We start from the raw sequence: 20901 nt of genomic DNA, 5'->3' as shown, positions 1-20901 counted from the left end.
ATCTTATTTTAAGATGAAAAATATCTTTGAAGTACAGCATATCTCTGCTTATAAAAATGATTTAATATTCACGCGATAAAAAGATTAGTTAATCAACTAATTTATCCAACTGCTATAATTTCTTGTTTTAAGAGGCAATTATGAGGCTGATCCCCCTAGCGAATGCAAGTGACGTTGGTAAATGGTCCGCACACTATATCGTTAGCAAAATCAATGCATTTAACCCCACCGCCGAGCACCCTTTTATTTTGGGGTTGCCAACTGGCAGTACACCACTGGCAACTTATAACGAATTAATTGCTCTACATAAAGCAGGGAAAGTCAGCTTTAGACATGTCGTGACATTCAATATGGATGAATATGTCGGTATCGCCGAAAATCATCCACAAAGCTATCACCATTTTATGCACCAAAATTTCCTTGATCATATTGATATTTCAAAGGAAAATATCAACCTGCTCAATGGTAATGCTTCTGATGTCGAAACAGAATGTCAACGTTATGAAGACAAAATTAAATCTTACGGTCAGATTCATCTATTTATGGGGGGAGTCGGTAATGACGGTCATATTGCTTTCAATGAACCCGCATCATCCCTGACTTCCCGTACACGCATTAAAACACTTACCGTAGAAACCCGCACGGCTAACTCCCGCTTCTTCGATAATGATATTAATCAGGTGCCTAAATACGCCCTGACCGTAGGTATAGGCACGTTAATGGATGCAGAAGAAATTATGATCCTTGCAACGGGTCTAAATAAGGCCCAAGCCATTCAGGCGGCAATTGAAGGCAATGTTAACCATATGTGGACAATAAGCTGTCTGCAAATGCATCCTAAATCCATCATTGTCTGTGACGAACCGGCAACAATGGAATTGAAGGTAAAAACAGTCAAATACTTCCATCAACTGGAAGCAGATATTATCAACGAATTCGCCAGCAAAAAATAAGAATCTACGCAGCCTGATGCCTCTCTCAGGCTGATTACCGTCATTATCTTCAATCATCATCTCCCGATCCCATAGGAGGCTAAGATGTATGCTTTAACCAACTGCATTATATATACCGGTCACAACAGACTAGATGAGCATGCCGTTATAATTGCAGACGGCTTAATCAACAGTGTTTGCTCAATACAAAATTTGCCAAAAGATATTGTCACACGCGATATGAATGGTGCAATACTTTGCCCCGGCTTTATTGATTTGCAAGTTAATGGCTGTGGTGGTGTTCAGTTCAATGATCAGTTGGAAAACATCTCAGAAAAAACACTGAATATCATGCAAAGAACCAATGAACGCTCTGGCTGCACCAGCTATTTGCCAACTCTGATTACCAGCACAGACGAATTGATGATGGCCTCTGTTGAGGTAATGCGCACTTATCTTAAACATAATCAGCATCAGGCCTTAGGTTTGCATCTGGAAGGACCTTATCTCAACCCAGCAAAGAAAGGCACTCATAATCCAGAGCTTATCCGTAAGCCTACATCTGAAATGATAAATTTCCTGTGCGATAACGCTGATGTCATCACTAAGTTGACCCTCGCACCGGAAATGGTTGAGCAAAAATATATTCAGCAGTTGGTAGAAGCCGGTATTGTTGTTTCTGCCGGCCATTCAAATGCCAGTTATGAAGAGGCCCAACAGGGATTCCAAAACGGAATTACTATCTCAACCCACCTTTATAATGCCATGCCTGCTATTTCGGGACGCCAACCCGGCTTGATTGGCGCTATCTTTGATACACCTGAAATCTATGCTGGAATCATCGCTGATGGTTTGCACGTTTCATGGCCAAATATTCGTAATACTAAGCGTTTGAAAAATGATAAATTAATTTTGGTAACGGATGCGACGGTCCCAGCAGGACTTGATCCTGCCATCAGTAAAATGGAACATTTCACCTTTGCGGGTAAGGTCATATACTATCGCAACGGATTATGTGTTGACCAAAACGGCGTTCTAAGTGGCTCCTCTCTCACTATGATAGATGCCGTTAAAAATAGCGTTGAACATGTTGGTATTGCACTGGATGAAGCACTGAGGATGGCAACTCTTTACCCTGCCCGCGCAATTGGTGTTGATAAATATCTTGGCACTGTTGAAACCGGGAAAATCGCTAACCTCATTGTTTTCAGTCACGACTTTGAAATTCGCAAGACCATCGTTAACGGAAAAGAAACTGAACTTTGACGGACTAAATAGCTGATGAGTTATAACAACACACAAAAACAAATTGGTAATATTGACCTTGTAAAGCAACTTAACGGAGCCGTGGTATATCGGCTGATTGATCAACAAGGGCCAATCTCTCGCATTCAAATTGCTGAACAAAGTCAACTTGCGCCAGCTAGTGTGACTAAAATTACTCGCCAGTTACTTGAACGCGGCTTGATTAAAGAAGTCGATCAACAAGCCTCTACCGGAGGCCGCCGCGCCATTTCCATCGTTACAGAAAATCGTCACTTCCATACTGTTGGTGTCCGCCTTGGCCGCCATGATGCTACTCTTGCTCTTTATGATATGAGTGGCAAGGCATTGCTTGAAGAACATTATCCACTGCCTGAAGCGACTCAGCAAAAAGTTGAAAACCAGCTTATCAACGCAATAGAAAATTTTATCCTGCAAAATCAACACAGAATCTGCGAACTGATCGCCATTTCAGTTATCCTGCCCGGATTAGTTGACCCAGATACCGGCATCATCCGTTATATGCCTCATATCAAAGTAACCAACTGGACTCTGGTCGATAACCTGAAAAAACATTTCAACATTAGCTGTTTTGTTGGTCATGATATCCGCAGCTTGGCATTGGCTGAACACTATTTCGGCGCCACCCGTGATTGTGAAGACTCGATACTGGTACGTATCCATCGGGGTACCGGTGCCGGGGTGATTATCAATAGCCAGATACTGCTCAATAATAGAGGAAACTTAGGTGAAATTGGTCATATTCAAATTGATCCACTCGGTGAACGTTGTCACTGTGGCAATTTTGGCTGCCTGGAAACTATCGCCGCTAACTCAGCGATAGAAGCACGAGTTCAGCATCAATTAAAGCAAGGTTTTCCAAGCCAGCTAACATTAAATAACTGCAATATCAGAGCTATCTGCCAAGCCGCTAATCAAAATGATCCATTAGCATCTGAGGTAATAAAAAGTGTCGGCCATTACCTCGGCAAAACTATCTCTATCGCGATTAATTTATTTAATCCACAGAAAGTTGTTCTGGCGGGAGAAATTACTGAAGCTCAGAAAGTACTCTTACCCGCTATTCAAAGTTGTATCAACTCTCAGGTCCTGAAAGAATTTCGTCAAGATCTGCCGATCGTTATTTCTGAATTAGTCCACTGCTCTGCTATTGGCGCCTTCGCTCTGACTAAACGTGCTATGCTTAATGGCGTTCTGTTACAACACTTACTCGAAGGGTAATGTTATTTTTTGTTGATTTTGTCATCAAAATGCTTATATGCCAAACAAACAAGCGACTTTAAACAGATTTCGAGAAAAAAGCAGTTGACGCATTTAGCTGATATACGCATAATGCGCCCCGCAACGCCGATGAAGGTAATGCAAAAAAGATGGCTACGTAGCTCAGCTGGTTAGAGCACAGCACTCATAATGCTGGGGTCACAGGTTCGATTCCCGTCGTAGCCACCATCTTTGCGGGAGTGGCGAAATTGGTAGACGCACCAGATTTAGGTTCTGGCGCCGCAAGGTGTGCGAGTTCAAGTCTCGCCTCCCGCACCATTCATTCATCGAGTTGTCGTTACTCAGATGGGGTATCGCCAAGCGGTAAGGCACCAGGTTTTGATCCTGGCATACCCAGGTTCGAATCCTGGTACCCCAGCCATAGTTCTGATAACACAATTCTGACAACATGTTGTACAGTGACCACTTTCAGTTGGGGTATCGCCAAGCGGTAAGGCACCAGGTTTTGATCCTGGCATACCCAGGTTCGAATCCTGGTACCCCAGCCATTGACTGGATGTCGTTCACTGGTATTTTTAATAAATTTTCTCACATCAAAAAAGGCTACGTAGCTCAGCTGGTTAGAGCACAGCACTCATAATGCTGGGGTCACAGGTTCGATTCCCGTCGTAGCCACCATTTATTGGGGTATCGCCAAGCGGTAAGGCACCGGATTCTGATTCCGGCATTCCCAGGTTCGAATCCTGGTACCCCAGCCATATTTATCAATATGTTACGTGAAGTGACGTGTTGAAAAAATATACAGAAAGAATAGAAAAAGAATATACAGGTAGAATATCTTTTGATGTACAAGCGTGATTTTTTACTTTCCAGCCCACCCTATCTTTTCCTTCTGGTTTGCCAATTGCTGCCTATTAAAGAAAAAAAACTGCCCACGCCATAAATAATTTACGACGTGCTTGTAATCTTCACTACCAGTCTATACGCTACAATCCCAACGCATACTTAAGCACCGCTTTTTTCATTACGCTAGCCCGTTGAGCTGCCATCAGCGCCAGATTACGAGCAACTTTCAGCCCTGGTAATTCATTACTGAACACGGTGTAAAATAGATCCATTCCAGCTTGCATCATTAGGTTATCCGGCATTCTGCGGCGCTGATAACGCATCAATACTTCCAATGAATCCCACTGCTCTGTTAATTCTCTCGCCTTCACCAAAACATCAAGCAGAGTATTCACATCCCGATAACCAAGATTTACTCCTTGCCCAGCCAGTGGATTAATGGTGTGAGCTGCATCACCCAACAATACTAATCCTTCACGCACATAACTGTTAGCATGATGACGAGTCAAAGGAAATGAACCGGCGGCAACGGGAGTCACTTTACCTAACCGTACAGGAAATGCCTGGAAAATCTCCTGTTCAAGTTGAGCCATTGACATTGCCTGTAATTGTCGTATTCGTGCCGGTTTGTCGTACCACACCAGCGAAGCCCATTGATCAAACAGTGGAAGAAGCGCTCTCGGTCCAGAAGGAAAAAACTGCTGCCAGGTAATATCCTGCTGTGGCTGTTCTGTTTTTACCGTGATCAACATACAAGACTGTCTGTACTGCCAGCCACGACTGCCAATTCCTGCCATTTGCCGAACCTGAGAACGAGCACCATCAGCCCCAACAATCAAGCGAGCTGTCATTTCTGTTCCGTCAGCCAGAGTCACCAACCATCCCATTTTCTGCCACTGCATTGATTGCAATACTGCCGGGCATAGCAAAATCAGATTGGGATATTTTTCAAACTGCTGCCACAGAGCCAGTTGCAAGATACGGTTTTCAACCATATAGCCCAACTCAGGCAGCCCTAAACTTTGTGCATCAAACACCAAATTAGAATCATTCTGTTCCCAAGTCTCTAATGTACGATACGGCGCACTGCGCATCTGTAATACCGCATCCCATGCGCCGAGTTGTTTGAACAAATCTACAGAAGCACAACTAATTGCTGATACGCGTACATCAGGCTGACTCTGTGTATCATAAGATTGTGGTGGTTGATGATCTAATAAAGCGACTTTCCAACCTTCCTGTGCCAACCCCAATGCTGTTGCAGCACCGATCATGCCAGCACCGACCACCACTACATCAAAAATCTGTTGTGAATTATTCATATCAGCCATGCTATTAACCCATTGATTAGTACAGTGTACCGAATTTTTAATTCTCCGGTAGAGAATATCCTGTTTAACAGTCTGGTCACTGCTCCTGCAAATGACTACAATATCCGACAACTTTATGCCTAATACACAATTGCTTTTGCCGTGTAATAACACTTTTCAGCGCGGTAGAAAGCTCGGATGCACAAGAAAATGTCGACGATAAAAAAACTGTATATTAAAACTTGGGGCTGTCAGATGAATGAATATGATTCATCTAAAATGGCCGACCTGCTGGAAAGTACTCACGGTTATCAGTTAACCGATGTCGCCGAAGAAGCAGACATTTTGCTATTGAATACCTGTTCAATCCGCGAAAAAGCACAGGAAAAGGTTTTCCATCAATTAGGCCGCTGGAAAAACCTAAAAGATACTAATCCCGATATCATCATTGGAGTCGGTGGCTGTGTAGCCTCTCAGGAAGGGGATTTCATCCGTCAGCGCGCTCAATGTGTAGATATTATTTTCGGGCCGCAAACATTGCACCGTTTACCTGAAATGATCAACCAAGTGAAAGGCACTCGCAGCCCGGTTGTTGATATCAGCTTCCCGGAAATCGAGAAATTCGACCGCCTTCCTGAACCACGTGCTGAAGGCCCATCTGCCTTCGTTTCTATTATGGAAGGTTGCAACAAATACTGTACTTTCTGTGTCGTACCTTATACCCGCGGAGAAGAAGTTAGCCGCCCATGCGATGATGTTCTGTTTGAAATCGCGCAACTTGCCGCTCAGGGCGTACGCGAAGTCAACCTTCTCGGTCAGAATGTGAACGCTTATCGTGGCGCCACTTATGATGGTGATATCTGCTCTTTCGCCGAATTAATTCGTTTGGTCGCGGCTATAGATGGTATTGACCGTATTCGCTTTACGACTAGCCACCCAATTGAGTTTACAGACGATATTATCGCTGTTTACGAAGATACACCGGAATTGGTTAGCTTCCTACATCTACCGGTGCAAAGTGGCTCGGACCGTATTCTAACGTTGATGAAACGTGCCCACACAGCCCTTGAGTATAAAAGCATTATCCGCAAACTGCGTAAAGCACGTTCTGATATCTTGATAAGCTCTGACTTCATTATCGGATTCCCAGGTGAAACCCAAGATGACTTCGAGAAAACCATGAAACTGATCGCTGATGTCAATTTCGACATGAGCTACAGCTTCATCTATTCTGCTCGTCCGGGAACGCCGGCAGCCGATCTGCCTGATGACGTTAGCGAAGAAGAGAAAAAACAGCGCCTTTACCTGTTACAACAACGTATCAACCAACAAGCCATGAGCTACAGCCGTGCTATGTTGGGCAGTGTACAACGTATTCTGGTTGAAGGAACTTCCCGTAAGAATGTGATGGAACTTTCTGGCCGTACCGAAAACAATCGGGTTGTCAACTTTGAAGGCCAGCCTGATATGATTGGCAAATTCGTTGATGTTGAAATTGTTGATGTCTACGCCAACTCACTACGCGGTAAAGTTATCCGTACCGAAGATCAAATGGATCTTCGTACACACGAATCACCTGAGTCCGTTATAGCCCGTACCCGTAAAGAAGATGAAATCGGGGTCGGCACTTATCAGCCATAAATATAGAGATAATCAGTGATTCAACAAATTCATTCACAAATAGCAACTCAGGAAATTTTCCTCGAACCCGCCGACAATCAGCGCCTAATGAGCCTATGTGGTCCGTTTGACGACAATTTGAAGCAGCTTGAACGTCGGCTAGGTATTGAAATTAACCGTCGTGATAACCGTTTTAAACTGATGGGCAAACCGTTGTACGTTAGCACAGCCACCAATATCCTACGGCATTTATATACGGAAACTTCCCCTGTCCGTGGTGTGATCCCTGATATCAAGCCAGAACAGATTCATCTGGCAATTACCGAGAGCCGGGTTCTGGAGCAAACTGCCGAGAGCATACCCGAATACGGTAAATCCGTTAATATTCGCACCAAACGCGGCATGGTGAAACCACGCACGCCCAATCAGGCGCAGTATATTGCCAATATTCTTAGCCACGATATTACGTTCGGGATTGGTCCTGCTGGCACAGGAAAAACTTACCTGGCCGTTGCTGCTGCGGTTGATGCACTGGAACGACAAGAGATTCGCCGTATCCTGCTAACCCGTCCGGCCGTCGAAGCAGGCGAAAAATTGGGTTTCCTACCGGGTGACCTGAGCCAAAAAGTGGATCCGTACTTGCGCCCACTCTACGACGCTTTGTTTGAAATGCTCGGTTTTGAAAAAGTTGAGAAGCTGATCGAACGTAACGTTATTGAAGTTGCGCCATTAGCTTATATGCGAGGACGAACCCTGAACGACGCTTTTATTATTCTGGATGAGAGCCAGAATACAACCATCGAACAGATGAAGATGTTCCTGACTCGTATCGGCTTCAACTCCAAAGCGGTTGTTACCGGTGACGTTACGCAGATTGACCTGCCTCGTGGGCAGAAATCCGGTCTACGCCATGCCATTGAAGTTCTATCAGGCGTCGGCGAGCTGAGTTTCAACTTTTTCCACAGTGATGATGTTGTCCGCCATCCGGTGGTTGCCAAAGTTGTCATTGCCTATGAAGAGTGGGAAGCAACCGAGCAAAAACGCAAACAGGCACTCAGTGAACAACGCAAGCAGGAAGCACAATGAGTTCAGTAATACTTGATTTACAAATTGCCTGTGAACATTCACAAGGTCTTCCTGAAGAAACCCTGTTCCAGCACTGGCTGGACGGGGTTTTACCTCAATTTCAATCTGAAAGCGAAGTCACTATCCGCATTGTTGATAAGGCAGAAAGCCACGATTTAAATCTGACCTACCGTGGTAAAGATAATCCAACAAATGTGTTATCTTTCCCATTTGAAGCACCGCCAGAGGTTGATTTACCCTTGCTTGGCGATTTAATTATTTGTCGTCAGGTCGTTGAAAAAGAAGCGGAGGAGCAACAAAAAACAATAGAGGAACATTGGGCACATATGGTTGTCCACGGCTGCCTACATTTGCTGGGCTATGACCATATCGAAGATGATGAAGCTGAAGAAATGGAATCTTTGGAAACAGAAATTATGCAAAAGTTAGGTTATGTTGACCCCTATCTTGCAGAAAAAGAGTAACCATTCGTACCATTTTTATGCTAAAAAATACCAACAATAACTTATTTAATGGGAAATTTTCATTAAAACGCCATGAGCGACGACCATCCTTCAAGTAACGATAACCCTGGCCCTAAGAAAGGGTTTTTCACTCTTCTTCTTAACCAGCTTTTTCACGGTGAGCCAAAAAGCCGTGATGAACTGGTGGAATTGATCCGTGACTCTGAACAAAACGATCTGATTGATCCTGATACCCGTGATATGCTCGAAGGGGTAATGGATATTTCCGATCAGCGTGTCCGGGATATCATGATCCCCCGTTCTCAAATCGTTACCTTAAAACGTAATCAAACCCTGGACGAATGTCTGGATGTGATTATTGATTCGGCTCACTCTCGTTTCCCTGTGATCAGTGAAGACAAAGATCATATTGAAGGGATTTTAATGGCAAAAGACTTATTGCCATTTATGCGCACCGATGCCCCACCATTCAGCATAGATAAGGTTCTGCGTCAGGCTGTCGTTGTACCTGAAAGTAAACGGGTTGACCGCATGCTGAAAGAGTTCCGTTCTCAACGTTATCATATGGCAATTGTCATTGATGAGTTTGGTGGTGTTTCGGGCTTGGTCACTATCGAAGATATTCTTGAACTGATCGTCGGTGAAATTGAAGACGAATACGATGAAGAAGAAGATGTCGATATTCGTGCCTTGAGCCGTCATACCTATACGGTACGAGCGCTAACTCAGATTGAAGACTTTAATGAAGCCTTTAGCACCCAATTCAGTGACGAAGAAGTGGATACTATTGGCGGTCTGGTGATGCAGGCATTCGGTCATTTACCCGCCAGAGGAGAGTCCGTCGATATCAACGGTTATCTCTTTAAAGTTGCTATGGCCGATAGCCGAAGGATTATTCAGGTTTATGTTACGATACCGGACGATGCGCCAATACCTAACCTCGAAGAAGAATAAAATCTGAATGAACAAAGCTTCATTATTAAATTGCCAGCGGCTGCGCGCCTTACTGGCACTGTTTTTTGGAGCCAGTGGAACACTGGCTTTTTCGCCTTTTGACTTCTGGCCTGCCGCTATTATTTCCCTGTTTGGACTACAACTTCTGACTTTGAACAGAACACCCCGACAAGCGGCATTTATTGCTTTTTGTTGGGGATTTGGTCTATTCGGCAGTGGTACCAACTGGGTGTATGTCAGTATTGCTAATTTCGGTGGCATGCCAACCGCGGTCAATATTCTGCTGGTCATATTACTTGCCGCCTATCTCTCGCTCTATCCTGCTTTATTCGCTGGCTTACTCAATCGTCTCTTCGCAAAAACAAACGGGGTAAGGCTGGCTGTAGCAGCACCTGCATTATGGCAACTCACCGAATTCCTGCGAGGCTGGATCCTAACTGGTTTCCCCTGGCTACAATTCGGCTATAGCCAATTAGACGGTCCCATGAAAGCCATTGCACCAATTTTGGGTGTTGAGGCCATCACTTTCCTGTTAATGACTATTAGCGGGTTATTCGTTCTGGCTGTTATACATCGGAAAATAGTCGCTGGTATTATTGCTGTCGCCATTCTGCTATTACCGTGGTCAATACGCCATTATCAGTGGTATAACCTACTGCCTGAAAAAACAGTTGATGTCGCGCTAGTTCAGGGAAATATTCCACAGTCCCTGAAATGGGACCCTAACATGCTCAGCAAAACTATGGACATCTACATGGGCAACAGCCTGCCATACATCGGCAAAATACCGATAATCATCTGGCCGGAATCTGCCATTCCTTCATTGGAAAGTTATCAACGCCACTTTCTAACAAAATTGGATGAACTGTTACGTAATCAACATACCAGCCTTATTACCGGTATTGTCGATGAAAGAGCCGTTGGCGACAGTGATAAGATCTATAACAGTGTGATTGTCCTCGGCGATAAAAAACCTTATCAATATCCGGCAGCTATCCGCTACGATAAATATCATCTGGTACCATTTGGTGAATTTGTTCCACTGGAATCGCTACTCCGCCCTCTGGCGCCATTCTTCAACTTACCTATGTCTTCATTCAGCCGTGGCAACTACATTCAACCACAGCTTTCTGTTGCAGGATATAACCTGACCACCGCTATTTGTTATGAAATTATACTGGGTGAGCAGGTTCGTGCGAATTTCAAACCGGATACTGAATTCTTACTCACTATTTCCAATGATGCTTGGTTTGGTGGTTCAATTGGCCCCTGGCAACATTTCCAAATGGCACGCATGCGTTCCCTCGAATTAGGACGCCCGCTACTACGTGGTACCAATAACGGCATTACAGCCGTTATCAGCCCAGACGGAAAAGTACAAGCGGCACTCCCACAATTTACCCGTAATGTTTTAGCAGCTAAGGTGACACCCGCAATGGGGATAACACCTTATGCACGTTGGGGTAACTGGCCGGTATGGATAATCACCGTATTATTTTCCCTGTTTGCCTTAACGTATAACCGCCGTAAATCTTAATTCGAATATCCATCTTGATTCGAATATCTATATAGCCAAAAGGGAGCAAAACTGCTCCCTTGAGATTGTCGATTTAACATTATTAATCGGCCCTATCAACCTATGGAATCGTCTGGCAATGGGAATGAAATATACCTTGCCCAATTCTGCCATTGACCCATGCTAACCCTCAATAACTGATATCACTCTATGTTATACAAATAACCTACTTAAACAACTTACTGGTATCAATTTTACCCTTCTTTATTATTTTGGCATGCTAATTGCTGTTATCTCTATGAATGAAAAGGAAAATAGCTGTTTCACTAACCAAAAATGGGAAAACGCACTAAAAAAATGATAATCACTCACCTTTATTGTGCAAGATAAACAACATTGTTCATTTATAGTGCGAGACAGCTCCCGAAATAGAAACAATTCATTTTCATTTCCTAACCCTTTTGTACTATTTTTTAACACTATATATACATATAACAGCAAATGATCCTCGATTAAAAACAAATCACAGAGAGACTTTTGCAAACACAACATCGCAACGATAACCACATTAAAGGAGTTGTATATGCGTATGCGTAACCTAGTATTAACCATGATGTTACTTGGCATGGCGGGGGCTGTTCAGGCCGAAGAATTAACGGGAACACTGAAAAAGGTTAAAGATGATGGAGTGATCATTGTGGGACATCGTGAATCCTCCGTACCTTTTGCTTACTACGATAATCATCAAAAAGTCGTCGGCTATTCTCAGGATTATTCTAATCTGATTGTTGAAGCAGTGAAGAAGAAACTGGACATGCCAAATCTGCAAGTAAAATTGATACCCGTGACTTCGCAAAATCGCATCCCATTACTACAAAATGGAACTTATGATTTCGAATGCGGTTCCACTTCCAATAACCTTGAACGTCAGAAACAAGTCACTTTCTCTAACAGCATCTTTATTATTACGACGCGTTTGCTGACTAAAAAAGGTTCCGGTATAAAAGATTTCCCAGATTTGGCAGGTAAAAATGTCGTTGTCTCAGCAGGTACGACTTCTGAAATATTGCTGAATAAACTGAACGATGAGAAAAACATGAAAATGCGCATCATCAGTGCAAAAGATCATGGTGACTCATTCCGTACTTTGGAATCTGGCCGTGCAATCGCCTTTATGGTGGATGATGCACTACTAGCAGGTGAACGCGCCAAAGCGAAAAAACCTGATCAGTGGGAAATTGTTGGTACACCTCAGTCTAGAGAAGCCTATGGTTGTATATCACGCAAAGACGATCTTCAATTCAAGAAGCTGATCGATGAGACCATTGTTCAAGCGCAAACCTCCGGAGAGGCAGAGAAATCATTTGAGCGCTGGTTCAAACACCCCATTCCACCCAAGAACTTGAATTTGAATTTCTCTTTATCTGATGAAATGAAAGCACTATTTAAATCGCCAAATGATAAGGCACTTGACTAGAAATATAATTAAAAAAATGACTATTTGATTGGCGTCACAGGGTGCGAGGTGGTCGTTCCCTACCTCGCTTTTTTCTCAGCCAATCAATCGTTTTCAGGGGATCAAGCTACACCCTAACAGGGAGTATTATTATGTCAATCGATTGGAATTGGGGCATCTTTTTGCAAGCTGCCCCTTTCGGCAATACGACTTATCTAGGCTGGTTGATAGCTGGATTTCAGGTGACGATTGCCTTGTCTATCTGCGCCTGGATTATCGCTTTCATTGTCGGCTCACTGTTCGGCATCTTACGCACTGTTCCCAATAAAATATTATCTGGGATAGGTACCTGTTATGTTGAGCTCTTTCGTAACGTACCACTGATAGTTCAATTTTTTATCTGGTATCTGGTTGTACCTGAACTACTACCAGAAAAAATCGGTCTGTGGTTTAAAACTGAACTGGACCCTAATATCCAATTTTTTCTCTCATCCACTGTCTGTTTAGGTCTTTTCACTGCTGCTCGGATATGTGAGCAGGTTCGTGCCGCCATACAATCACTACCACGCGGTCAAAAAGCGGCAGGGCTGGCAATGGGGCTAACTCTGCCACAAACCTATCGCTATGTCCTATTACCCAATGCCTATCGAGTGATTATTCCACCCATGACATCAGAAATAATGAATCTGGTGAAAAACTCCGCTATTGCCTCCACTATTGGTCTGGTAGATATGGCAGCACAAGCAGGTAAGTTACTTGATTACTCAGCACATGCTTATGAAACATTTACGGCGATTACATTAGCTTATATCGGAATCAATCTGGTGATTATGCTTGCCATGCACTTGCTTGAGAAAAAAGTGCGTTTACCGGGTAATATTGGAGGTCAATAAATGTACGAGTTTGACTGGAGTTCGATTATCCCCAGTATCCCATTTCTGCTACAAGGCTTAGTCATTACCGCAAAAATCACGATTATTGCTGTTGTTGTCGGTATTCTCTGGGGAACCGTGCTAGCCGTTATGCGGCTCTCTTCGGTAAAAATACTGAGCTGGTTTGCCACTTTATATGTCAATCTGTTCCGTTCTGTACCACTAGTTATGGTACTGTTATGGTTCTACCTGATTGTGCCTAGTCTAGTGCAAAATGTTCTGGGGATTTCTCCGAAAACAGATATTCGTTTAATTTCAGCTATGGTTGCATTCGCCTTTTTCGAAGCGGCTTACTATTCAGAAATTATCCGGGCGGGAATTCAGAGTATCTCCCGCGGGCAATCTTCGGCAGCACTGGCATTGGGTATGACACCAATGCAAAGTATGAGACTGGTTATCCTGCCTCAAGCATTCCGTGCGATGACCCCGCTGTTACTGACTCAGGGTATCGTACTGTTTCAAGACACCTCATTGGTGTATGTGCTCAGTCTAGCGGACTTTTTCCGTACTGCGGCAAATATCGGTGAGCGTGATGGCACTCAGGTCGAAATGATCCTATTTGCTGGTTTGGTTTATTTTATTATTAGTATTGCCGCATCTATGCTGGTTAACTATTTGAAGAAAAGGACTGTTTGATGATCTCCCTGAAAAATGTATCCAAGTGGTATGGCCAATTTCAGGTTCTCTCCGACTGCTCAACTGAAGTTAAAAAAGGTGAAGTCGTTGTGGTCTGTGGCCCATCTGGCTCAGGCAAATCCACCCTGATAAAAACGGTCAATGGCCTGGAATCCATCCAACAGGGTGAAATTCTGGTTAATGACATTAAAGTTAATGATAAAAACACCCATCTGGCACAACTACGCTCTAAAGTCGGCATGGTGTTCCAACATTTTGAGCTGTTCCCCCATCTCTCCATCATTGAGAATTTAACTCTAGCGCAGATTAAAGTGCTTAATCGCAATAAAAAAGCGGCGGAAGAAAAGGGGTTGAAATTACTTGAACGCGTTGGACTTGCCAGTCAAGCGAATAAATTCCCGTCTCAACTTTCCGGTGGTCAACAGCAACGTGTAGCAATCGCCCGAGCCCTTTGTATGGACCCGATTGCCATGCTATTTGACGAACCTACTTCCGCACTCGACCCTGAAATGATCAATGAAGTGCTCGATGTCATGGTTAAACTGGCAGATGAAGGGATGACCATGATGGTTGTTACTCACGAAATGGGCTTCGCTCGTAAAGTAGCCAACCGAGTTATCTTTATGGATGAAGGCAGAATTGTTGAAGATAGCAAAAAAGAAGATTTCTTTGCGAATCCAAAATCAGATCGCGCCAAAGAATTTCTCGCTAAAATTCTTCACTAACCTCATTTCATCCCCGGTGGTGGCTCCCGTCGCCATCGGATTTTCCCTCAGAACCTCTGTTTCTTATATATCAAATCAGATATGCTATGCCGACCTCATATTTTACCAACTAAATGATTGCTACAAACGTAGCTTTTTACTCACCATAGGATCATCGGTGCCATGCGAGAACAATACCGCCCAGAAGATATAGAGCCGCAAGTTCAGCTTCACTGGCAAGAGAAGCAAACTTTCAAAGTGACAGAAGACAACAGCAAAGAGAAATATTACTGCCTGTCCATGCTACCTTACCCTTCTGGTCGACTACACATGGGCCATGTACGTAACTACACTATTGGCGATGTTATCTCCCGCTATCAGCGTATGCTTGGCAAAAACGTTCTGCAACCTATCGGTTGGGACGCGTTTGGCCTGCCTGCGGAAGGTGCCGCGGTCAAAAACAATACCGCACCTGCTCCGTGGACCTATGCCAACATCGAATATATGAAAGGTCAATTGAAAACACTGGGCTTCGGTTACGACTGGGATCGTGAAGTCACAACCTGTACCCCGGAATATTACCGTTGGGAACAGTGGTTCTTCACCAAATTGTATGAAAAGGGCTTGGTTTATAAAAAAACCTCCGCAGTTAACTGGTGTCCCCACGATCTGACTGTTCTGGCTAATGAACAAGTGGTCGATGGCTGTTGCTGGCGTTGTGATAGCAAAGTTGAACGTAAAAAAATTCCGCAATGGTTTATCAAGATCACTGATTATGCCGAAGAGTTGTTAAATGATCTGGATACGCTGGAAGAGTGGCCTGAACAAGTCAAAACCATGCAGCGCAACTGGATTGGTCGTTCTGAAGGGGTAGAAATCACTTTTGATGTGGCTGATAGTCAGGAGAAGCTGACCGTTTATACCACTCGTCCTGATACGTTCCTGGGTGCCACTTATGTTGCGGTTGCCGCAGGTCATCCTCTGGCAAAACAAGCAGCAGAAAATAACCCTGAACTGGTTACTTTCATTGATGAGTGCCGTAATACCAAAGTTGCAGAAGCAGATATGGCAACAATGGAGAAGAAAGGCATAGCAACCGGTATGTTTGCTATTCATCCATTGACCAAAGAAAAAGTGGCAATCTGGGTTGCAAACTTCGTCCTGATGGAATACGGCACCGGTGCTGTCATGGCAGTGCCTGGTCACGATCAACGCGACTGGGAATTTGCGACAAAATATAACCTGCCAATAAAAGCCGTTATTCTGGATAGCGAAGGCAATGAACCAAACGTCCATGAAGCGCCTGTAACAGATAAGAATATCCTGTTTAATTCCGGTGAATTTAGCGGCCTGAATCACGAAGATGGTTTCAATGCTATTGCTGATAAACTGGTGGAAATGGGCGTAGGTAAACGTAAAGTCAACTATCGTCTGCGTGACTGGGGAGTTTCTCGTCAACGTTATTGGGGCGCTCCTATTCCAATGGCAACGCTGGAAGATGGCACAGTTGTTCCGGTTCCAGCAGCTCAACTGCCAGTTATTCTGCCAGAAGATGTCAAAATGGACGGCATCACCAGCCCAATTAAAGCTGATCCTGAGTGGGCGAAAACCACTATCAACGGCCAACCAGCACTACGTGAAACAGATACCTTCGATACTTTTATGGAGTCTTCTTGGTACTACGCTCGCTACACCTGTCCAGATTATGACAAGGGCCTGCTCAATCCAGCAGCAGCTAACTATTGGCTGCCAGTTGACCAATACATCGGTGGTATCGAACATGCTATCATGCATCTGATGTATTTCCGCTTCTTCCATAAACTGATGCGTGATGCTGGCCTAGTCAATTCCAATGAACCCGCTAAGCGCCTGTTATGCCAAGGCATGGTTCTGGCCGATGCTTTTTATTACCTCGGCAAAGATGGTGAAAAAATCTGGGTTTCCCCAGCTGATACTATTGTTGAGCGTGATGATAAAAGCCGTATCATTAAAGCGATGGATAAAGAAGGCCATGAACTGGTTTATACCGGCATGAGCAAAATGTCTAAATCCAAAAACAACGGTATTGACCCACAATTGATGGTAGAAAAATATGGTGCTGATACCGTTCGCCTATTTATGATGTTCGCGGCTCCACCAGAGCTGACGCTAGAATGGCAAGAATCCAGTGTTGAAGGGGCAAATCGCTTCCTGAAACGTGTATGGCGCCTGGTTTATGAACATAGCAGCAAAGGGGCAACGCAACCGCTAAACATCACAAACCTGACAATGGAACAAAAAGATCTATTCCGAGATCTGCACAAAACTATCGCTAAAGTCACAGATGATGTTGGCCGCCGCCAGGCATTCAATACTGCTATCGCTGCGGTAATGGAATTGATGAATAAACTGGCCCGCGCACCACAGGAAACTGAGCAAGATCGCGCTCTGATGCAGGAGGCTCTGTTGGCGGTTGTCCGTATGTTGTCACCAATAACTCCTCATGCTTGCTTTATTATGTGGCAAGCTCTGGGGGGTGAAGGTGATATTGATACGGCTGATTGGCCACAAGCTGATGAACAAGCAATGGTTGACGATACCAAGTTAGTCGTCATTCAAGTTAACGGTAAAGTGCGTGGTCGTGTTACTGTGCCAGCCGATGCAGCTAAAGAATATGTTCATGATATGGCAGCAAAAGAGTACGGTGTGGCGAAATACCTTGAAGACGTCACTATTCGCAAAGTCATTTATGTACCAGGCAAACTACTGAATCTGGTCGTCGGCTAATAAAGGAGGCAATGTGCGACATCGTATTTTAACGTTGTTGCTGGGGTTAGCGGTGCTGGTCACCGCTGGCTGCGGTTTTCATCTGCGCGGCACCACTCAGGTGCCACCGGAACTCAAAAAGCTGCAATTAACAAGCGGTGACCCATACGGGCCACTGGCCCGTTCCGTTCGCCAACAGCTTCGTCTGAATAATGTCACTATCCTTGAGGATGGTAGCGCTGATGTTCCTGTTTTAAAGTTAATTAACTCTTCTGAAAATAAAGATACTGTCTCTATTTTCCAAGATGGTAAGGCGGCTGAACGCCAATTGACACTGAATGTCGATGCTCAGGTTATTATGCCAGACGGTAGCGTATACCCGCTGCGATCCAGGGTTGACCGCTCTTTTTTCGACAACCCATTAGAGGCCCTGGCGAAAGATGCTGAAAACGAGATAATCAATCAGGAAATGCGTGAACAAGCTGCTCGCCGGTTAGTTCGCCAGTTATTGACCGTTCACAACGCAGAAAAGCAGAAAGCCAGAGAAAAACAGGTGGGACAGCAAGCTGCGCAAGCACAATGATCAAACTCTATCCCGAACAATTGATTTCGCAGCTCAATGAGGGGCTGCGAAACTGTTATCTAATATGGGGTAATGAACCCCTACTATTACAGGAAAGCCAAGATCATATTCGCAAGGCTGCTGAAAAACACGCTTTCACTGAACACTTCACCTATACACTGGATAATCACACCGAGTGGGATGAGATATTCAATATTTGTCAGTCATTAAGTCTGTTTGCTAGCCGTCAAACACTCACTTTACTACTGCCGGAAAATGGCCCCAATGCAACCATAACCGAACAACTGGTGAAACTGGCTGGACTACTTCATCCAGATATACTGCTAATACTACGTGGTTTGAAATTGACCAAGGCTCAGGAGAACAGTAACTGGTTCAAAATACTAGGAAAAAACGGTGTTTATGTCAGTTGTCAGACACCTGAACAGAACCGTCTGCCGCAATGGGTTGCACAACGAGCCAAAACCATGAAATTAACGCTGGAAGAACAAGCCAATCAACTACTGTGTTATTGTTATGAAGGAAATTTACTGGCGTTAGCTCAGGCACTTGAGCGACTGTCCCTGCTATACCCAGACGGTAAACTGACCTTACATCGTGTCGAAAATGCGGTGAATGACGCGGCTCACTTTACACCTTATCACTGGGTAGACTCGCTATTATCAGGTAAAGCAAAACGAGCCTGGCATATTCTGAAACAGTTAAAACAGGAAGATTACGAAGCTGTTATTCTATTACGTACCGTACAGCGTGAATTACTGTTGCTACTCACGCTGAAACGTCAAAGTACCACAACCCCGATGAAAACACTGTTAGATCAGCATCGGGTATGGCAAAACCGCCGTCCATTACTGACAAGCGCACTGCAACGTCTCACTCAACATGATTTGCAGCAAGCAATTCATTTACTTGTACAGATGGAACGCCAGATCAAACAGGATTACGGCCAGTCTATTTGGTCAGATTTAGAAACGCTTTCTATGCTGTTATGTGGAAAAACCTTACCTGAGAGCTTTTTTAATGCCTCATGCCATTGATTCTACTTGCCCGAAACAACCCGTTATTAAAGCATTATTTGGTGGAACATTCGATCCCATCCATTACGGGCACTTACAACCAGTTGAAACCCTGGCATATCAAACTGGCCTGAATCAAGTGATTTTACTACCAAATCACGTTCCCCCACACCGCCCACAACCGGAAGCCACTGCACAACAGCGGCTTGAAATGGTACAACTGGCAGTACAGGATAGCCCACTGTTTACCGTCGATAAGCGTGAACTGGAGCGCACTATCCCCTCTTACACAATTGATACGCTAGAGTCATTCCGTCAGGAACTTGGTAACAAACAACCACTAGCATTTATAATCGGCCAAGATGCTTTGTTATCACTGCACACTTGGCATCGTTGGCAAGAATTATTGAGTTTCTGCCATCTGCTGGTTTGTGCTCGCCCCGGTTATCAAACCCAGTTTTCTACAACCGAAATGCAACACTGGCTTACAGAACATCAAATCTGCGATCCAAACCAGCTTGGCAGTAAACCTAACGGTTATATCTATCTGGCAGATACACCTCTGCTGCCGATCTCAGCAACAGACATCCGTCAACGCCACCAGCAAGGGTTAAGTTGTGACGATTTACTCCCCCTTTCAGTACAAAAGTATATAGATTCACAGGGGTTATATCGCCAATAGCGGAATCTGCCTCGATTAGTCGCTTAGTTGACTTACCCTTAAGTGACCTGACATGCTATTATTCCGCACTATTTAATCAATTGTGATAAAAAATAAGGATGAGCCTTTTGCAAGGTAAAGAACTCCAACAGTTTGTTATTGATAAGCTTGAAAACTCCAAAGCACAGGATATTGTTTCCCTTGATGTCCAAGGGAAATCAAGTATTACCGATTGCATGATTGTCTGCACCGGAACTTCCAACCGCCATCTGATGTCTGTCGCAGATAATCTGGTTGATGACTGTCGCGCGAGCGGCCTGATCCCACTTGGCGTTGAAGGACAAGGCGTATCTGACTGGATTGTCGTAGACCTCGGTGAAGTTATCGTACATGTCATGCAAGAAGAGAGCCGCCGCATGTACGAACTCGAAAAGCTTTGGAGCTGAGTTTGAAGCTGCAATTAATTGCTGTAGGTACAAAAATGCCGGACTGGATACAGGCCGGCTTTACAGATTATTTGCGTCGTTTTCCCAAAGACATGCCATTTGATCTGATAGAAATCCCGGCTGGCAAACGGGGGAAAAATGCGGATATTAAACGCATTCTGGAAAAAGAAGGCGAACAAATGCTAGCCACTGTCAGCAAAGGCAGCCGTATTGTCACCCTGGACATTCCGGGTTCCCGCTGGGAAACGCCTCAATTGGCGCAACAGCTTGAACATTGGAAACGGGATGGTAGAGATGTCAGTTTGTTGATAGGTGGGCCCGAAGGTCTCGCTCCGGCATGTAAAGCTGCCGCAGAACAAAGCTGGTCACTGTCACCGCTAACCTTACCCCATCCTCTGGTCCGAGTTTTGGTTGCGGAAAGCCTGTACCGGGCATGGAGTATTACGACCAATCATCCCTATCATCGGGAATAATTTGGTTATCAACGGA

The 20901-nt window shown here is 44.5% G+C and carries 19 protein-coding genes and 6 tRNA genes; 24 read left to right on the top strand and 1 reads right to left on the bottom strand.

What is annotated here, in order from left to right:
• The first annotated feature begins 140 nt into the window (after positions 1–140).
• The 9 genes from nagB (at position 141) to AACQ83_RS13575 (ending at position 4195) form a co-directional block, all read left to right on the top strand.
• Positions 141–953, top strand: coding sequence for a glucosamine-6-phosphate deaminase (gene nagB, locus AACQ83_RS13615; RefSeq protein WP_112878089.1), 813 nt, complete (start codon positions 141–143; stop codon positions 951–953).
• An 84-nt stretch (positions 954–1037) separates the two neighbouring features.
• A complete protein-coding gene (gene nagA / locus AACQ83_RS13610; protein ID WP_112878088.1) occupies positions 1038–2198 on the top strand; it encodes an N-acetylglucosamine-6-phosphate deacetylase in 1161 nt (386 codons plus the stop codon).
• 15 nt (positions 2199–2213) lie between these two features.
• A complete protein-coding gene (gene nagC, locus AACQ83_RS13605; RefSeq protein WP_112878087.1) occupies positions 2214–3437 on the top strand; it encodes a DNA-binding transcriptional regulator NagC in 1224 nt (407 codons plus the stop codon).
• A gap of 151 nt (positions 3438–3588) precedes the next feature.
• Positions 3589–3665, top strand: a tRNA-Met gene (locus AACQ83_RS13600).
• Between the two features lie 5 nt (positions 3666–3670).
• A tRNA-Leu gene (locus tag AACQ83_RS13595) sits at positions 3671–3755 on the top strand.
• 28 nt (positions 3756–3783) lie between these two features.
• Positions 3784–3858 (top strand) — tRNA-Gln (locus tag AACQ83_RS13590).
• Positions 3859–3910: 52 nt separating this feature from the next.
• Positions 3911–3985, top strand: a tRNA-Gln gene (locus AACQ83_RS13585).
• Positions 3986–4038: 53 nt separating this feature from the next.
• A tRNA-Met gene (locus AACQ83_RS13580) sits at positions 4039–4115 on the top strand.
• Positions 4116–4120: 5 nt separating this feature from the next.
• Positions 4121–4195 (top strand) — tRNA-Gln (locus AACQ83_RS13575).
• A gap of 228 nt (positions 4196–4423) precedes the next feature.
• Here the strand turns inward: AACQ83_RS13575 and ubiF are convergent.
• A complete protein-coding gene (ubiF, locus tag AACQ83_RS13570) occupies positions 4424–5605 on the bottom strand; it encodes a 3-demethoxyubiquinol 3-hydroxylase (protein WP_112878112.1) in 1182 nt (393 codons plus the stop codon).
• Between the two features lie 198 nt (positions 5606–5803).
• Here ubiF and miaB point away from each other — a divergent pair, with 198 nt between their 5' ends.
• The 15 genes from miaB (at position 5804) to rlmH (ending at position 20885) form a co-directional block, all read left to right on the top strand.
• Positions 5804–7234, top strand: coding sequence for a tRNA (N6-isopentenyl adenosine(37)-C2)-methylthiotransferase MiaB (gene miaB / locus AACQ83_RS13565; protein ID WP_112878086.1), 1431 nt, complete (start codon positions 5804–5806; stop codon positions 7232–7234).
• 87 nt (positions 7235–7321) lie between these two features.
• Entirely contained in the window at positions 7322–8299 is a 978-nt protein-coding gene (locus tag AACQ83_RS13560; RefSeq protein WP_192881024.1) for a PhoH family protein, read from the top strand.
• Positions 8296–8763 carry an rRNA maturation RNase YbeY gene (gene ybeY / locus AACQ83_RS13555; RefSeq protein ID WP_112878085.1) on the top strand — a complete coding sequence of 156 codons (468 nt, stop codon included), beginning with the start codon at positions 8296–8298 and terminating at the stop codon, positions 8761–8763. The genes AACQ83_RS13560 and ybeY overlap by 4 nt, the downstream gene beginning before the upstream one ends.
• Positions 8764–8835: 72 nt before the next feature.
• Positions 8836–9717 (top strand): CNNM family magnesium/cobalt transport protein CorC, encoded by an 882-nt coding sequence (corC, locus tag AACQ83_RS13550; RefSeq protein ID WP_036776710.1) that lies wholly within the window; start codon positions 8836–8838, stop codon positions 9715–9717.
• Positions 9718–9724: 7 nt separating this feature from the next.
• Positions 9725–11254: an apolipoprotein N-acyltransferase gene (lnt, locus tag AACQ83_RS13545; protein WP_112878084.1), complete on the top strand. Its 1530-nt coding sequence runs from the start codon at positions 9725–9727 to the stop codon at positions 11252–11254.
• Positions 11255–11816: 562 nt separating this feature from the next.
• Complete coding sequence (locus AACQ83_RS13540) at positions 11817–12710, top strand: amino acid ABC transporter substrate-binding protein (RefSeq protein ID WP_112878083.1); 894 nt, start codon at positions 11817–11819, stop codon at positions 12708–12710.
• A 131-nt stretch (positions 12711–12841) separates the two neighbouring features.
• Positions 12842–13582 carry an amino acid ABC transporter permease gene (locus tag AACQ83_RS13535; protein ID WP_112878082.1) on the top strand — a complete coding sequence of 247 codons (741 nt, stop codon included), beginning with the start codon at positions 12842–12844 and terminating at the stop codon, positions 13580–13582.
• Positions 13583–14257 (top strand): glutamate/aspartate ABC transporter permease GltK, encoded by a 675-nt coding sequence (gene gltK / locus AACQ83_RS13530; RefSeq protein WP_112878081.1) that lies wholly within the window; start codon positions 13583–13585, stop codon positions 14255–14257.
• Complete coding sequence (locus tag AACQ83_RS13525; protein WP_112878080.1) at positions 14257–14982, top strand: amino acid ABC transporter ATP-binding protein; 726 nt, start codon at positions 14257–14259, stop codon at positions 14980–14982. The genes gltK and AACQ83_RS13525 overlap by 1 nt, the downstream gene beginning before the upstream one ends.
• Before the next feature lie 162 nt (positions 14983–15144).
• Positions 15145–17727: a leucine--tRNA ligase gene (leuS, locus tag AACQ83_RS13520; protein WP_112878079.1), complete on the top strand. Its 2583-nt coding sequence runs from the start codon at positions 15145–15147 to the stop codon at positions 17725–17727.
• Between the two features lie 13 nt (positions 17728–17740).
• The gene (gene lptE, locus AACQ83_RS13515; RefSeq protein ID WP_112878078.1) at positions 17741–18289 is read left to right on the top strand and encodes an LPS assembly lipoprotein LptE; all 549 of its coding nucleotides are present in this window, start codon (positions 17741–17743) and stop codon (positions 18287–18289) included.
• A complete protein-coding gene (gene holA / locus AACQ83_RS13510; RefSeq protein WP_112878077.1) occupies positions 18286–19326 on the top strand; it encodes a DNA polymerase III subunit delta in 1041 nt (346 codons plus the stop codon). The genes lptE and holA overlap by 4 nt, the downstream gene beginning before the upstream one ends.
• A complete protein-coding gene (gene nadD / locus AACQ83_RS13505; RefSeq protein WP_112878076.1) occupies positions 19310–19987 on the top strand; it encodes a nicotinate-nucleotide adenylyltransferase in 678 nt (225 codons plus the stop codon). The genes holA and nadD overlap by 17 nt, the downstream gene beginning before the upstream one ends.
• Positions 19988–20085: 98 nt before the next feature.
• A complete protein-coding gene (gene rsfS, locus AACQ83_RS13500; RefSeq protein WP_191214694.1) occupies positions 20086–20412 on the top strand; it encodes a ribosome silencing factor in 327 nt (108 codons plus the stop codon).
• A gap of 2 nt (positions 20413–20414) precedes the next feature.
• Positions 20415–20885 carry a 23S rRNA (pseudouridine(1915)-N(3))-methyltransferase RlmH gene (gene rlmH, locus AACQ83_RS13495; RefSeq protein ID WP_112878074.1) on the top strand — a complete coding sequence of 157 codons (471 nt, stop codon included), beginning with the start codon at positions 20415–20417 and terminating at the stop codon, positions 20883–20885.
• The last annotated feature ends 16 nt before the right edge of the window (positions 20886–20901 follow it).

The organism is Photorhabdus sp. S10-54 (assembly GCF_963878145.1).
GTDB lineage: Bacteria > Pseudomonadota > Gammaproteobacteria > Enterobacterales > Enterobacteriaceae > Photorhabdus > Photorhabdus kayaii.
The sequence above is the reverse complement of the archived record's forward strand: the minus strand, read 5'-3'. Positions and strand labels throughout refer to the sequence as shown.

Excerpts from the sequence above, each read along its gene's own strand:
- gltK (WP_112878081.1), top strand. The coding sequence starts at position 13,583 with ATGTACGAGTTTGACTGGAGTTCGATTATCCCCAGTATCCCATTTCTG.
- nagB (WP_112878089.1), top strand. The coding sequence starts at position 141 with ATGAGGCTGATCCCCCTAGCGAATGCAAGTGACGTTGGTAAATGGTCC.
- ybeY (WP_112878085.1), top strand. The coding sequence starts at position 8,296 with ATGAGTTCAGTAATACTTGATTTACAAATTGCCTGTGAACATTCACAA.
- AACQ83_RS13535 (WP_112878082.1), top strand. The coding sequence starts at position 12,842 with ATGTCAATCGATTGGAATTGGGGCATCTTTTTGCAAGCTGCCCCTTTC.
- ubiF (WP_112878112.1), bottom strand. The coding sequence starts at position 5,605 with ATGAATAATTCACAACAGATTTTTGATGTAGTGGTGGTCGGTGCTGGC.
- lnt (WP_112878084.1), top strand. The coding sequence starts at position 9,725 with ATGAACAAAGCTTCATTATTAAATTGCCAGCGGCTGCGCGCCTTACTG.
- rsfS (WP_191214694.1), top strand. The coding sequence starts at position 20,086 with ATGAGCCTTTTGCAAGGTAAAGAACTCCAACAGTTTGTTATTGATAAG.
- nadD (WP_112878076.1), top strand. The coding sequence starts at position 19,310 with ATGCCTCATGCCATTGATTCTACTTGCCCGAAACAACCCGTTATTAAA.
- leuS (WP_112878079.1), top strand. The coding sequence starts at position 15,145 with ATGCGAGAACAATACCGCCCAGAAGATATAGAGCCGCAAGTTCAGCTT.
- nagC (WP_112878087.1), top strand. The coding sequence starts at position 2,214 with ATGAGTTATAACAACACACAAAAACAAATTGGTAATATTGACCTTGTA.
- corC (WP_036776710.1), top strand. The coding sequence starts at position 8,836 with ATGAGCGACGACCATCCTTCAAGTAACGATAACCCTGGCCCTAAGAAA.
- nagA (WP_112878088.1), top strand. The coding sequence starts at position 1,038 with ATGTATGCTTTAACCAACTGCATTATATATACCGGTCACAACAGACTA.
- holA (WP_112878077.1), top strand. The coding sequence starts at position 18,286 with ATGATCAAACTCTATCCCGAACAATTGATTTCGCAGCTCAATGAGGGG.
- AACQ83_RS13540 (WP_112878083.1), top strand. The coding sequence starts at position 11,817 with ATGCGTATGCGTAACCTAGTATTAACCATGATGTTACTTGGCATGGCG.
- miaB (WP_112878086.1), top strand. The coding sequence starts at position 5,804 with ATGTCGACGATAAAAAAACTGTATATTAAAACTTGGGGCTGTCAGATG.
- AACQ83_RS13525 (WP_112878080.1), top strand. The coding sequence starts at position 14,257 with ATGATCTCCCTGAAAAATGTATCCAAGTGGTATGGCCAATTTCAGGTT.
- AACQ83_RS13560 (WP_192881024.1), top strand. The coding sequence starts at position 7,322 with ATGAGCCTATGTGGTCCGTTTGACGACAATTTGAAGCAGCTTGAACGT.